The organism is Luteimonas sp. J29 (assembly GCF_000472505.1).
Classification (GTDB): domain Bacteria; phylum Pseudomonadota; class Gammaproteobacteria; order Xanthomonadales; family Xanthomonadaceae; genus Luteimonas.
Map to the genome: position 1 here is coordinate 166,316 of NZ_AWZR01000005.1, position 12,556 is coordinate 178,871.

The window sequence follows — 12,556 nt, forward strand, 5'->3', positions numbered from 1 at the left end:
CGGAGCATGCGCCAGGACCGGTTCCGGACACGACTTCAATCCCTGCTCGCCAGCGCCGACGTGCGCCTCGACGGCGACCGGCCGTGGGACATGCGCATCCTCGACCCGGGCGTGCCGGCGCGCCTGCTGGCGGGTGGCTCGCTCGCGCTGGGCGAAACCTACATGGACGGCGGCTGGGAGGCCGGTTCGCTCGACGGCTTCCTGCAGCGACTGCTCGAGGCGGGCCTCGACCGGCGCGTGGTGCGCCTGGCCGACGTGCGCCTGGCCCTGCTGGCACGGCTGGTCAACCTGCAGGCCGGACGCCGCAGCCTGGCGGTCGGCGAGCGCCACTACGACCTGGGCAACGACCTGTACGCGGCCATGCTCGGCCGGCGCCTGGTGTACAGCTGCGGCTACTGGCGCGACGCCGACGACCTGGACGCGGCGCAGGAGGCCAAGCTCGACCTGTGCTGCCGCAAGCTCGGCCTGCGCGAGGGCATGCGCCTGCTCGACATCGGTTGCGGCTGGGGGGAACTGCTGCGCTACGCCGCCGAACGCCATGGCGTGTCCGGCGTGGGCGTGACCATCTCGCGCGAGCAGGCCGCGTACGCACGCGAACTGTGCCGTGGCCTGCCGGTCCAGATCCTGGTCCAGGACTATCGCGAACTCTCCGGGCGCTACGACCGCATCATCTCGATCGGCATGTTCGAGCACGTGGGCGTGCGCAACTACGCGTCCTATTTCGACGTGGTCCGCCGCTGTCTCGCCCCGGACGGGCTGTTCCTGCTGCACACCATCGGCGCCAATACCAGCCGCACCCACACCGATCCGTGGATCGAGAAGTACATCTTCCCCAACTCGATGCTGCCCTCGGCCGCGCAGGTCACCAGGGCGCTGGAAGGCCGCTTCGTGATCGAGGACTGGCACAACTTCGGCGCCGACTACGACCGCACCCTGCAGGCCTGGCGCGACAACATCGAACAGGCCTGGCCGCGCTTGCCCGACCGTTACGACGAGCGGTTCCGGCGGATGTGGCGCTACTACCTGGCGGGTTCGATGGCCTCCTTCCGCACCCGCCACATCCAGCTCTGGCAGATCGTCCTGTCTCCCGACGGGGTGCCGGGGGGCTACATCGCGCCACGCTGATCAGCGCGGCGCGCCGGCGACGGGGTAGCGCGCGAGCAGGGCGCGGAGCACTCCGTTGGTCCAGCCGAAGCCGTCCTGCAGCGGGTATTCGCCGCCGCCGGCCTCGGCTTCGCCGGTCACGTCGTATTTCTCGACCAGCTTGCGCTGGCGCGCGAACAGCTCGAGGTTGCGCCGGATCCAGCGCGTGGCGACCTCGCGCGCGAACTCGTGCTCGCCGTAGCGCTCCAGGCCGCGGATCGCAAGCCATTGCAGCGGCGCCCAGCCATTGGGCAGGTCCCACTGCTCGCCGCTGCGCACCGTGGTCGTGGCCAGGCCGTGGCGCTGCAGCAGGCGCTCGCGCAGGACGCGCGCCACCGACCTGGCCTGCGCTTCGTCGGCGATGCCGAAGTACAGCGGATACACCGTGGCCAGCGTCACCTGGCCGGTCGAGGCCATGCCCTCAAACAGGTGGTCGGTGAACACGCCTTCGTCGTCGTCCCAGAGCAGGCGCCGGATCGCATCGGCGCGCCTGGCCGCGCGCGCCTGGTACGCGGCGGACGCGTCGGCATCGCCCGCCGCCGCGTGCGCGCGCGCCAGGGTCGATTCGAGCGCGTGCAGGAGGCTGTTGAGGTCGGGCGGCAGCAGCTCCACGGTGCGGATCGTGTGCAGGCTGCTGCCGTCGGCCAGCCAGCGCGAGCTGAAGTCCCAGCCGCTCTCGGCCCCGGCCCGCAGGTTGCGGTAGACCTCGGGCGCGGGACGCGGGGAGGCCGCGGCGGTGGCCACGTCCATGATGTGGCTCTCGTCGCGCGGGGTGTCGCAGTCGTCCCAGTAGCGGTTGAGGAGGGTGCCGTCGGCCAGGCGCACGACGCGGCGGTGCGCGGCGCCCGGCGCCAGCGACTCGGCGCCGTCCATCCAGAACGCGTACTCGCGCTCGAGCGCGGGCAGGTAGGTGGCCAGGACGCCCGGCCCGTCGTGGTCGGCCAGCAGGACCACCATCGCGGCGAAGAACGGCGGCTGCGAGCGGCTCAGGTAGTAGGTGCGGTTGCCGTTGGGGACGTGGCCGTAGCGCTCGATCATGGCCGCGAAGTTGGCGACCATCGAGCGCACCAGGTCGATGCGGCCGCTCTCGAGCAGGCCGAGCATCGTGAAGTAGGAATCCCAGTAGTAGATCTCGTCGTAGCGCCCGCCCGGCACCACGTACGGCGCCGGCAGGGGCAGCAGCGAGCTGCGCGCGTCGCCCGGCGCGGGCTGGCGCTCGAGCTCGCGCCACAGGCGGTCGATGTGCGCGACGACATCGTGCGCCGGATCCGTCCGGTAGTCGCCGCCGGCCGGGCGCGGAAGCTCGAAACGCTCCGCGATGAACGCCTCCAGGTCGAACCCCGGCGCGTCGCGGCGCGCGGCGTACTCCGCCGCGATCGCCGCGGGCGCGGCCCTCGGGATGGCGTCCACCATCGCCTTGGGATCGGGCAGGGCACGCTGGGCGTCCGCGAACAGCGGGCCATAGACCTCGGGAAACCCGGCCACGCAGTGCCGGGCCGCGGCCGGCGCGCAGGCCAGGCCCAGCAGCAGCGTCGCAAGCAGGCGATGGAAGCGGTTCATGCCAAAGCCTCCTCCAGTGCGGTGGTGATGTCCGCGTCGACGCGCAGCCCGGCCAGGTCGTCGGCGCGGGTGCGACCGCGGTTGAGGATCGCGACCGGCAGGCCCAGGTCCACCGCGGCGCGCACGAAGCGCAGGCCCGACCAGACCATCAGCGACGAGCCGGCCACGAGCATCGCATCGGAGCCGTGCAGGGCCCGTCGCGCCTGCTCCACGCGCGTGCGCGGCACGGCCTCGCCGAAGAACACCACGTCGGGCTTGAGCAGGCCGTCGCAGCGGGCGCAGCGCGGAGCACGGAAGCCGGCGACCGCCTCGTCGGCGATATCCGCGTCGCCATCGGGCGCGGCGCGTGCCATGCCGGCATGCCAGCCGGGGTTGGCGGCCTCGATCCGTCCCTGGACCGCCTCGCGCGACGTGCGCTCCCCGCAGCCCAGGCACACCACCGCGTCCAGGCGCCCGTGCAGGTCGAGTACGCGGCGGCTGCCGGCGCGCTGGTGCAGGCCGTCGACGTTCTGGGTCAGCAGCAGGTTCACCCGGCCGCGGCGCTCGAGCTCCGCCAGCGCATGGTGGGCGCGGTTCGGCCGCGCGGCCAGGAACCGCGGCCAGCCCACGCTGCTGCGTGCCCAGTAGCGTCGGTAGGCTGCGTCGCTGCCGACCAGCGCTTGCAGGGTGATGGGCGGGGTGCGCTTCCAGTCGCCGTTGGCGTCGCGGTAGTCGGGGATGCCCGACGCCGTGCTGCAGCCGGCACCGGTGAGCACGAACACGCGCTGGTGGCGGCCGAGCCAGTCGCGCAGCGAAGCGGCCGCGGTGGCGACGGAAGGTGCGGCGGGCGCGGGCATGGGGCGATGCTAACCGGCGGCCGCGGGCCGCTCCAGGGGCGATCGCGCCGCGCCTGGTGGCGAGACCATGGCCAAGGCGCGGGCTGTCGGCGCCGGACACGCAAACGCCGCCGGGGTTGCCCGGCGGCGTCGCGTTGCATCCCGGCGCGGGTGCTCAGTCCGCGGACGGCGCCGCGTCCAGCCCGCGCTTCTTGAGCAGCGGTTCGATCCGCGGCTCGTGGCCGGTGAAGTCCACGAACAGCTGCCTGGCGTCCTTGGCCCCGCCGCGCGAGAGCAGGGTCTCGCGCAGGCGGTCGCCGTTCTCGCGCTTGAGGCCGCCGTTGGCCTTGATCCACTCCACGGTGTTCGCATCGAGCACCTCGGACCAGATGTAGGCGTAGTAGGCCGCCGCGTAGCCGCCCATGATGTGGCTGAAGTACGGCGTGCGGTAGCGCGGCGGGACCGGTGCGTAGTCCAGACCGGCCTGCTCGAGCGCCTGCGCCTCGTACTCCATGACCTGGGCCGCGGACGGCAGCCGGTCGGCCGGCAGCTGGTGCAGGTACTGGTCGATGACCGTCGCCCCGAGGTACTCGGTGGTGGCGAAGCCTTCGTTGAAGGTGGCCGAGGCCATCTTGCGGTCGAGCAGCGCCTGCGGCAGCGGCTCGCCGGTCTCGTGGTGCCTGGCGTAGTTGGCCAGGATCTCGGGCCAGTCGGCCCACATCTCGTTGACCTGCGAGGGGAATTCGACGAAGTCGCGCGGCACGTTCATGAAGAAGTACGGGTACTTCACGTTCGAGAACATGCCGTGCAGCGCGTGCCCGAACTCGTGGAACGCGGTGGTGACCTCGTCCCAGGTGAGCAGGGTCGGCTGGCCTTCCGGCGGCTTGGGGATGTTGAGGTGGTTGGCGACCACCGGCAGCGTGCCCTCCAGTCCGGACTGGCCGACGTAGGAGTTCATCCACGCGCCGCCGCGCTTGGACGGACGTGCGTACGGGTCGAAGATGAAGATCGCCAGCTGCTTTCCATCCTTGTCGAACACGTCGTACGTCCACGTGTCGGGGTGGTACTTCGGCAGGTCGGTCCGCTCCTTGAAGGTGATCCCGTACAGCCGGGTGGCGGCGAAGAACACGCCGTTCTCCAGCACGTTCTTCATCTCGAAGTACGGCTTGAGCTGGTTGTCGTCGAACTCGTATTCGGCCGCGCGCACCTTCTCGGTGTAGTAGGCCCAGTCCCAGGGCTCGAGCTGGAACGACGGCTCGCCCTTGGCGGCCTGCTCGCGGTCGATCATCGCCTGCAGCGCGGCGCCCTCGCGGCGCGCGTTGGCCACCGCGGCCGGCACCAGGCGGCCGAGCATGTCGTTGACCGCCTCCACCGTACCCGCGGTCTCGTCGGCCAGGGTGAAGGCGGCCGGCGTGTCGTAGCCGAGCAGGCGCGCACGCTCGCTGCGCAGCTTCAGCACCTCGGCGACGATGCCGGTGTTGTCCCACTGGTTGCCGCGGCTGCCGCGCGCGATCGAGGCCTTGTGCAGGCGTTCGCGCAGGGCGCGGTTCTCCAGCTGCGCCATCGGCGGCTGTCCGGTGGTGTTGAGCAGGGTGATCAGGTACTTGCCCTCGTGCCCGCGCGCCTTCGCGGCGGCCGCAGCGGTGGCGATCTGGGCGTCGGTCAGGCCGGCGAGCTCGGAGGCATCGTCGACCAGCACCGCGGAATCGTTGACCTCGTCGAGCACGTTGTTCGAGAACTGCGTGCCCAGCGCCGCCAGGCGCGAGTTGATCTCCTTCAGGCGCGCCTTGTCCGCGTCCCCCAACTCGGCGCCGGCGCGCACGAACTGCTTGTGGTACTCCTCGACCAGGCGCACGCCTTCCTCGTCCAGGCCCAGCTCGTGGCGGCGCTCGTAGACGGCCTTGACCCGCGCGAACAGGTGCGGATCGAGCATGATCTCGTCGCGGTGCGCGGCGAACTTCGGCGCGAACTCGTTGTTGATCTTCTTGCGGGCGTCGTTGGTGTCGGTGCCGTTGAGGTTGGCGAAGATGCGGCGGGCGTTGGCCAGCAGCTTGCCGGACTTCTCCAGCGCGAGGATGGTGTTCTCGAACGTCGGCACCGAGCGCTGGTTGGCGATCGCCCGGATCTCCTGCAGTTCCTGGGCCATCCCGGCCTCGAACGCGGGTGCGAAGTGCTCGTCGCGCAGCTTGTCGAACTGCGGATAGCCCAGCGGCAGCGGGCTCTCGACCAGCAGGGGATTGGCGGACTGGGCGTCGGTGGCGGTCTGGGCGTTCACGGGCGCTGGCTGGGTGTCCTGGGCGGAAACGGGGGCGGAGACGACGGCGGTCAGGGCGACGGCCAGGGCCGCGGCGAGCGGATGCTTCATCGGTCGTTCCTCTGCAACTCGTGGAGAACCCCAAGGTTAGCCGATCGCGCGTGACGGCCGGCCATGACGAACGGCACATGGTGTCCGCGCGCCTTCGCGGCGCTAGACTCGGGCCTGGCCGGGCGCGCCGGCCGACGAGCCGCAGGCGCGGCAATGGGGGCACTCATGGCCAGAGGCAGGTTTCCCCGGGCCGGGGCGGGGCTGGCGATCGCGTTCGCGTTCGCGTTGGCCGGCGAGGTCGCCGCCGCGCAGACGCTGCGCTACGTGGCGCTGGTGGACGGCGGCACGCAGGCCGGCCACCAGGTCGTCGTCGAAGGCGACGACGGCGTGACCCGCTCCGAGTTCATCTTCAAGGACAACGGCCGCGGCCCGGAGCTGAAGGAGGAGTTCACCCTCAACCCCGACGGCACCTTCCGCAGCTACCGGGTCACCGGCACGTCGACGTTCGGGGCCCCCGTGGACGAGACGTTCACACTCGCCGACGGCGTCGCGCGCTGGACCTCGACCTCCGGCCGCGGCGAGCAGCCGGTCGGGCCCGGCGCGCAGTACTCGCCGCTCGGCGGCAGCCCGGCCGCGACGTCGGTATCGCTGGCCGCGCTGGCCAAGCGTCCGGACGGGCGCCTGCCGCTCATTCCCAGCGGCGTGCTGAGCGCGCGCAAGGTGGCCGAAGCCGAGGTCCGCAAGGGCGGCGATCGCCGCACCGTGCAGCTGCTGGCGATCACCGGCGTCGGATTCAGCCCGAGCTTCGCCTGGGCGACGGACGAGGCCCGGCCGCGCCTGTTCGCCTACATCTACCCCGGCTTCGTGCAGATGATCGAGGAGGGCTGGGAGTCCAACGCCGACGCGCTGGAGGAGGTGCAGAAGCGGGCCGAGTCCGAGGCGCTGGTGGCCATGCACGGCCGGCTGGCGCACCGCCTGCCGGGCAGCACCCTGATCCGCAATGCGCGCGTGTTCGACAGCGAGCACGCGCGCCTGGGCGAAGCGTCCGACGTGCGCCTGCGCGACGGCAGGATCGACTCGGTGGTCCCGGCGGGCACCGACGCGGACGCCGCCGACCACGTGATCGACGCGGGCGGGCGCGTGCTGCTGCCGGGCCTGTTCGACATGCACGCCCACGTCAGCCGCTGGAGCGGAGGCCTGCAGCTGGCCGCGGGCGTCACCTCGCTGCGGGACATGGGCAACGACAACGCCACCCTGCAGCAGGTCATCGCCGAGGCCCGTGACGGGACCCTGGTGATGCCGCGGATCGTGCCCGCCGGATTCCTCGAGGGCGAGAGCGCGCAGTCGGCGCGCAACGGATTCGTGGTCGCCGACCTCGAAGGCGCGAAGAAGGCGATCGACTGGTACGCCGACCACGGCTACCGCCAGCTCAAGGTCTACAACTCGTTCCCGAAGCAGATCCTCGCCGACACCGTCGCCCACGCCCACGCCCGTGGCCTGCGGGTGAGCGGCCACGTGCCGGTGTTCCTGCGCGCGCAGGACGCGCTCGACGCCGGCTTCGACGAGCTCAACCACATCAACCAGATCATGCTCAACTTCATGGTGCGGCCCGACACCGACACCCGCACACTGGAGCGCTTCTACCTGCCGGCGCGCGAGACGGCGGACCTGGACCTCGACTCGAAGCCGGTGCAGGACTTCATCGCCCTGTTGGCCGAGAAACAGATCGTGATCGACCCGACCCTGGCGACCTTCGAGTTCCTGCACCAGCGCGAGGGCCAGATCACGCCGATCTTCGCAGGGGTCGAGGATCACCTGCCGCCGGACGTGCAGCGCAGCCGCCGCGCCGCCGAGATGGACATCCCCGACGACGCCACCGGCGCGCGTTACCGCGAGTCCTTCGACCGCATGGTCGAATTCGTGGGCCGCGCCTGGCGCGCCGGCGTGCCAGTCGTCGCCGGCACCGACGAGGTGCCCGGCTTCACCCTGCACCACGAACTGGCGCTGTACGTGCGCGCAGGCCTGAGTCCGGCCCAGGCGCTGCAGGTGGCGACCTGGAACGGAGCCAAGTACTCGGGCGTGCTCGACACGCTGGGCAGCATCACGCCCGGCAAGGTCGCCGACCTGGTGCTGGTGGACGGCGATCCCACCGCCGACATCGGCGACATCCGCAAGGCCGCCACGGTGATCCAGGGCGACGTCGCGTACTACCCGGCGGAGATCCATGCCGAACTCGGCGTGCGGCCGTTCGCCCAGCCGTTGCGTGCAGTCCCGGGGACCACGAAGTGACGAACGCCTTCGACTTCACCGCCACCGGCATCGACGGGCGTCCGCGGCCGCTGTCGGAGTTCGCCGGCAAGGTGCTGCTGGTGGTCAACGTCGCCTCGAAGTGCGGCTTCACGCCGCAGTACGCGGGCCTGCAGCAGCTGTGGACCGACTACCGCGAGCGCGGCCTGGTCGTGCTCGGCTTCCCCTGCGACCAGTTCGGGCACCAGGAACCGGGCGACGAGGCGCAGATCAAGGCGTTCTGCACGCTCGACTACGGGGTCGATTTCCCGATGTTCGCCAAGGTCGAGGTAAACGGGGCGAATGCGCATCCGCTGTGGGCCTGGCTCAAGCGCGAGAAGGGCGGGCTGCTCGGCATCGACGCGATCAAGTGGAACTTCACCAAGTTCCTGGTGGGCCGCGACGGCCGGGTGCTGTCGCGGCATGCGCCGGCGGTGGCGCCGGATGCCCTGCGCGGGCCGATCGAGGCCGCGCTGGGCTGAAGGCCGGGGCGGGCCTGCCTGCCGTCAGGTGACGATGGTGACCGGCACCTTCGTGCCCGCCAGCACCTTCTGCGAGACCGAGCCCAGCAGTACGCCCTTGATGCCACCCGCGCCGCGCGAGCCCATCACGATGATGTCGGCCTTCTTCTTCGCGACCGTGTCGAGGATGGCCGGGGCCACGTCGCCCACCCGCTCGACGAACTCGACGTCCACCTTGCGCCGCTTCAACAGCCTGCGGGCTGGGCCGAGCAGGCGCGCGAACGACTCGGCATGGTGCGCCGCGGCCGCCTCGGCGCCCATCTTGCGCGCGGCGCCCGGGAACAGCGAATCGTCCACCGCCATCACCACCAGCTTGCCACTGCGGAACGCCTTGCACAGCGCCAGCGCATGCTGGAGCGCACGGGTGCTGGCGTCGCTGCCGTCGACCGGGACCAGGATCTTCATCGTCGGACATCCTCCTCAGTGCGGATGATTCTACGCCGGCGCGGCGCGGGCAGGGATGCGGCCCGGCGAGTCACTTCTCGACGAAGGCGCGCTCGAACACGTACTGGCCAGGCGTGCCGATCCGCGGCGCCGCGCTGAAGCCGCGCCGGTCGAGGATGGCCCGGAAGTCGGCCAGCATCTGCGGGCTGCCGCAGATCATGGCGCGGTCGTGCTCCGGGTCGAGCGGCGCGAGGCCCAGGTCGGCGGCCATGCGGCCGCTGTCGAGCAGGTGGGTGAGGCGGCCACGCTGGTCACGGCCCTGCCACTGGAACGGCTCGCGGCTCACCGCGGGGTAGTACAGCAGCTGGCGCGAGATCTGCTCGCCCAGGTATTCGTGCCGCGGCAGCTCGTTGACGATGTAGTCGCGGTAGGCCAGGTCGGCCGCGCCGCGCACGCCATGGGCGACGATCACGCGCTCGAAGCGCTCGTAGGTGTCGGGATCCTTGATCACCGACAGCCACGGCGCCAGGCCCGTGCCTGTGCCCAGCAGGTAGAGGTTGCGCCCCGGGTGCAGGTCGCTGATCAGCAGGGTGCCGGTGGGCTTGCGGCCGACGAGAAGGCTGTCGCCCGGCTGGATGTGCTGCAGGCGCGAGGTCAGCGGCCCGTCGGGCACCTTGATGCTGAAGAACTCCAGCTGCTCTTCCCAGTTCGCGCTGGCGATCGAATACGCCCGCATCAGCGGCCGCCCGTCCACTTCCAGTCCGATCATCACGAACTGGCCGTTGTCGAAACGGAAGCCGTCGTCGCGGGTGGTGGTGAAGCTGAAGTAGCTGTCGGTCCAGTGGCGGACGTCCAGCACCGTCTCGGTGCCGAAGGCGGAAGACATGCGGGAGGGGAGGGTGTGGAGGGAGTTTCGCCCGCATATTGTATCCGCCGGGGGCGGCCGGCCGGGGCGGCCGCACGTGGGCAACTTGTCCACGTGCCGCGTGGCAGGCTGGGAACATGGACAGGCTCTGGACCATCGGTCACTCCACGCGGACGCTCGAGGCCTTCGTGGCCATGCTCCGGGAGGCCGGGATCGCCTGCGTGGCCGACGTCCGGCGTTTTCCTGGCTCGCGGCGGCACCCGCAGTTCGGGGCCGAGGCGCTCGCGGCCGGCCTGGCCGGGGCCGGGATCGGCTACGGGCACATGCCCGCGCTGGGCGGGCGGCGCCGGCCGCGCCCGGACTCCCCCCATACCGGCTGGCGCCACGCGGGCTTTCGCGGTTATGCCGACTACATGGACACGCCGGCCTATGCCGCCGCCCGCGAACGCCTGTTCGCGCTCGCGCGCCGGACGCCGACCGCGGTGATGTGCGCCGAGGCGACCTGGTGGACCTGCCACCGCGGCCTGATCGCCGACGATGCCAAGGCCCGCGGCTGGACGGTCATCCACCTGCTCGCGCCGGGCGATGCGCGCGAGCATCCGTGGACGTCGGCGGCACGGCTGGTCGACGGACGCCTCGACTACGGCGCGCCGGACGACGACCAGGGGCGGCTTCCGCTCTGAGCGGGCGGGGTGCGGTCAGCGGTAGCCGGCCGCCTGCAGCTCGAACAGTTCGGCGTAGCGACCGCCCTGGGCCATCAGCTCCTCGTGGGTGCCGCTGGCCTCGACCCGTCCGTCGGCGAGCACCAGGATCCGGTCGGCCATGCGCACGCTGGAGAAGCGGTGCGAGATCAGCACCGCGGTGCGGCCGTCGGACAGCTCCTTGAAGCGCCGGAACACCTCGTACTCGCTGCGCGCGTCCAGCGCCGCGGTGGGCTCGTCGAGGATCATCACCTGCGCGTCGCGCATGTAGGCGCGCGCGATCGCGATCTTCTGCCATTGGCCGCCGGACAGGTCCACGCCGTCGCGGAAACGGCGGCCGATGACCTGGTCGTAGCCGGCGGGCAGCGCCTCGATCACCTCGTCGGCCATCGCGCGCCGCGCTGCGTCCCTGATCCGGTCCATGTCGCCCATCCGGTCGATCTGGCCGACGCCGATGTTCTCGGCCGCGGTCAGGTGGTAGCGCACGAAGTCCTGGAAGATCACCCCGATGTTGGCGCGCAGCTCGTCCAGGTCGTACTCGCGCAGGTCGTGCCCGTCGAGCAGGATCCGGCCTTCGTCCGGGTCGTACAGGCGCGCCAGCAGCTTGACCAGGGTGGTCTTGCCGGCGCCGTTCTCGCCGACCAGGGCCAGCACCTCGCCCGCGCGCAGCTCGAAGTCCATGTGCCGCACCGCCCAGCGCTCGGCGCCGGGGTAGCGGAAGCCCACGTCCTCGAACACGAAGCCCTGGCGGATCGGCTTCGGGAACGGGCGCGGATCCGGCGGCGAGGCGATCTCCGGCTCGATCTCGAAGAACGAGAACAGGTCGTCCAGGTACAGGGCCTGGCTGGCGACCTGGGAGAATCCGATCAGCAGGCCCTCGAGCAACTGGCGCAGGCGCCGGAAGCTGCCGGCGAGGAAAGTCAGGTCGCCGATGGTGAAGTCGCCGCGCACCGTGCGCCAGGCGATGTAGGCATAGGCCACGTAGTAGCCGAGCGTGCCCAGCGCGGCCAGCAGCGTGCCCCAGAACGCGCGTCGCCGCGCCAGCGCGCGGTTGGCGAGGTAGAACCTGTGGGCCAGCGTCCGGTAGCGGTCCACCAGGAAGCGGTGCAGGTTGAAGATCTTCACTTCCTTGGCGGTCTCGACGCTGGCGCCGGTCTGGCGCACGTACTCGAGCTGCCGGCGTTCCGGCGTCCACTGGAAGTTGAGCGAGTAGCCCAGGGCGCTGAAGTGGGCCTCGCCGAGGAACGCCGGGACCAGCGCGATCGCCAGCAGCACCATCAGCCACGGCGCGTACACCAGCAGGCCGATGGCGAAGCTCACGACGGTGATCGCGTCCTGCACCTGCCCGAACAGCTGGCCCATCAGGTTCATCCGGCCCATGGTCTGGCGCCGGGCGCGGTCGAGCTTGTCCTGCAGCTCCGGGTCCTCGAAGTCCTCGAGGTCCAGGGTCGCGGCGTGCTCCATCAGGCGCACGCTGGTGGCATTGGTGAACAGTTCCGAGAGCAGCGAGTCGGCGTAGTTCACCAGCCGGCCGAGCAGGTCGGAGAGGATCGCCACCCCGAACTCGATCGCCAGCAGCCATGCCAGGTGGTCGAGCTGGCCGCTGCGCCAGGCCTCGCCGATGGAGTCGAACGAGAGGCCCAGCCCGACCAGCCGGATCGCCTCGTCGATGATCAGCTTGCCGATGTACAGCGTGAGCACCGGCATGAACGCGCGCACCAGGCGCAGGCCCATGCTGGCCATCGTCAGCCACGGGCTGGTCGCCCAGATCTGGCGCAGGAACGGTGGCAGGTTGCGCATCGCGTCGAAGCGCTCGCGCAGGCTGGGCCGGCTCGCCGAACGGGCGGGCTTGGGGGTGGCGTCGGCGCTGTGGCTCATGCCCGCATTGTGCATGGGGCGGCGCAGGGTGTCGTCAACGCCAGGGGCGTGGGGCTCCGCGGACGTGGTCCGCAGGCCGCAACCGGTTGATCAGGCCG

At 71.2% G+C, this 12,556-nt stretch carries 10 protein-coding genes; 4 read left to right on the forward strand and 6 right to left on the reverse strand.

Features of this window, described 5'->3' with window-relative positions; all coding sequences use genetic code 11:
• Window positions 1–6: 6 nt before the first annotated feature.
• Window positions 7–1,125, forward strand: coding sequence for a cyclopropane fatty acyl phospholipid synthase (gene cfa / locus LUTJ29_RS0109640; protein ID WP_027072334.1), 1,119 nt, complete (start codon window positions 7–9; stop codon window positions 1,123–1,125).
• On the opposite strand, the gene treF is transcribed toward cfa, so the two are convergent.
• From treF to LUTJ29_RS0109655, 3 genes are all read right to left on the reverse strand, one after another.
• Window positions 1,126–2,703 (reverse strand): alpha,alpha-trehalase TreF, encoded by a 1,578-nt coding sequence (gene treF / locus LUTJ29_RS17005; RefSeq protein WP_051322894.1) that lies wholly within the window; start codon window positions 2,701–2,703, stop codon window positions 1,126–1,128.
• Window positions 2,700–3,539 carry an NAD-dependent protein deacetylase gene (locus tag LUTJ29_RS0109650; protein ID WP_051322895.1) on the reverse strand — a complete coding sequence of 280 codons (840 nt, stop codon included), beginning with the start codon at window positions 3,537–3,539 and terminating at the stop codon, window positions 2,700–2,702. Before LUTJ29_RS0109650 ends, treF begins: the two co-directional genes overlap by 4 nt.
• Before the next feature lie 154 nt (window positions 3,540–3,693).
• Window positions 3,694–5,883, reverse strand: coding sequence for a M3 family metallopeptidase (locus LUTJ29_RS0109655; protein WP_027072336.1), 2,190 nt, complete (start codon window positions 5,881–5,883; stop codon window positions 3,694–3,696).
• 165 nt (window positions 5,884–6,048) lie between these two features.
• Here LUTJ29_RS0109655 and LUTJ29_RS17010 point away from each other — a divergent pair, with 165 nt between their 5' ends.
• Entirely contained in the window at window positions 6,049–8,112 is a 2,064-nt protein-coding gene (locus tag LUTJ29_RS17010; protein ID WP_043741012.1) for an amidohydrolase family protein, read from the forward strand.
• Window positions 8,109–8,591 (forward strand): glutathione peroxidase, encoded by a 483-nt coding sequence (locus LUTJ29_RS0109665; protein ID WP_027072337.1) that lies wholly within the window; start codon window positions 8,109–8,111, stop codon window positions 8,589–8,591. Before LUTJ29_RS17010 ends, LUTJ29_RS0109665 begins: the two co-directional genes overlap by 4 nt.
• Before the next feature lie 24 nt (window positions 8,592–8,615).
• On the opposite strand, the gene LUTJ29_RS17015 is transcribed toward LUTJ29_RS0109665, so the two are convergent.
• Together LUTJ29_RS17015 and LUTJ29_RS0109675 are read right to left on the reverse strand one after the other, a co-directional pair.
• Entirely contained in the window at window positions 8,616–9,035 is a 420-nt protein-coding gene (locus tag LUTJ29_RS17015; RefSeq protein ID WP_051322896.1) for a universal stress protein, read from the reverse strand.
• A gap of 70 nt (window positions 9,036–9,105) precedes the next feature.
• Entirely contained in the window at window positions 9,106–9,900 is a 795-nt protein-coding gene (locus LUTJ29_RS0109675; RefSeq protein WP_027072338.1) for a ferredoxin--NADP reductase, read from the reverse strand.
• A gap of 116 nt (window positions 9,901–10,016) precedes the next feature.
• Here LUTJ29_RS0109675 and LUTJ29_RS0109680 point away from each other — a divergent pair, with 116 nt between their 5' ends.
• On the forward strand, window positions 10,017–10,562 hold the full coding sequence (locus LUTJ29_RS0109680; RefSeq protein ID WP_027072339.1) for a DUF488 domain-containing protein: 546 nt from the start codon (window positions 10,017–10,019) through the stop codon (window positions 10,560–10,562).
• A gap of 15 nt (window positions 10,563–10,577) precedes the next feature.
• On the opposite strand, the gene LUTJ29_RS0109685 is transcribed toward LUTJ29_RS0109680, so the two are convergent.
• Window positions 10,578–12,458, reverse strand: coding sequence for an ABC transporter ATP-binding protein (locus LUTJ29_RS0109685; RefSeq protein WP_027072340.1), 1,881 nt, complete (start codon window positions 12,456–12,458; stop codon window positions 10,578–10,580).
• Window positions 12,459–12,556 lie beyond the last annotated feature (98 nt).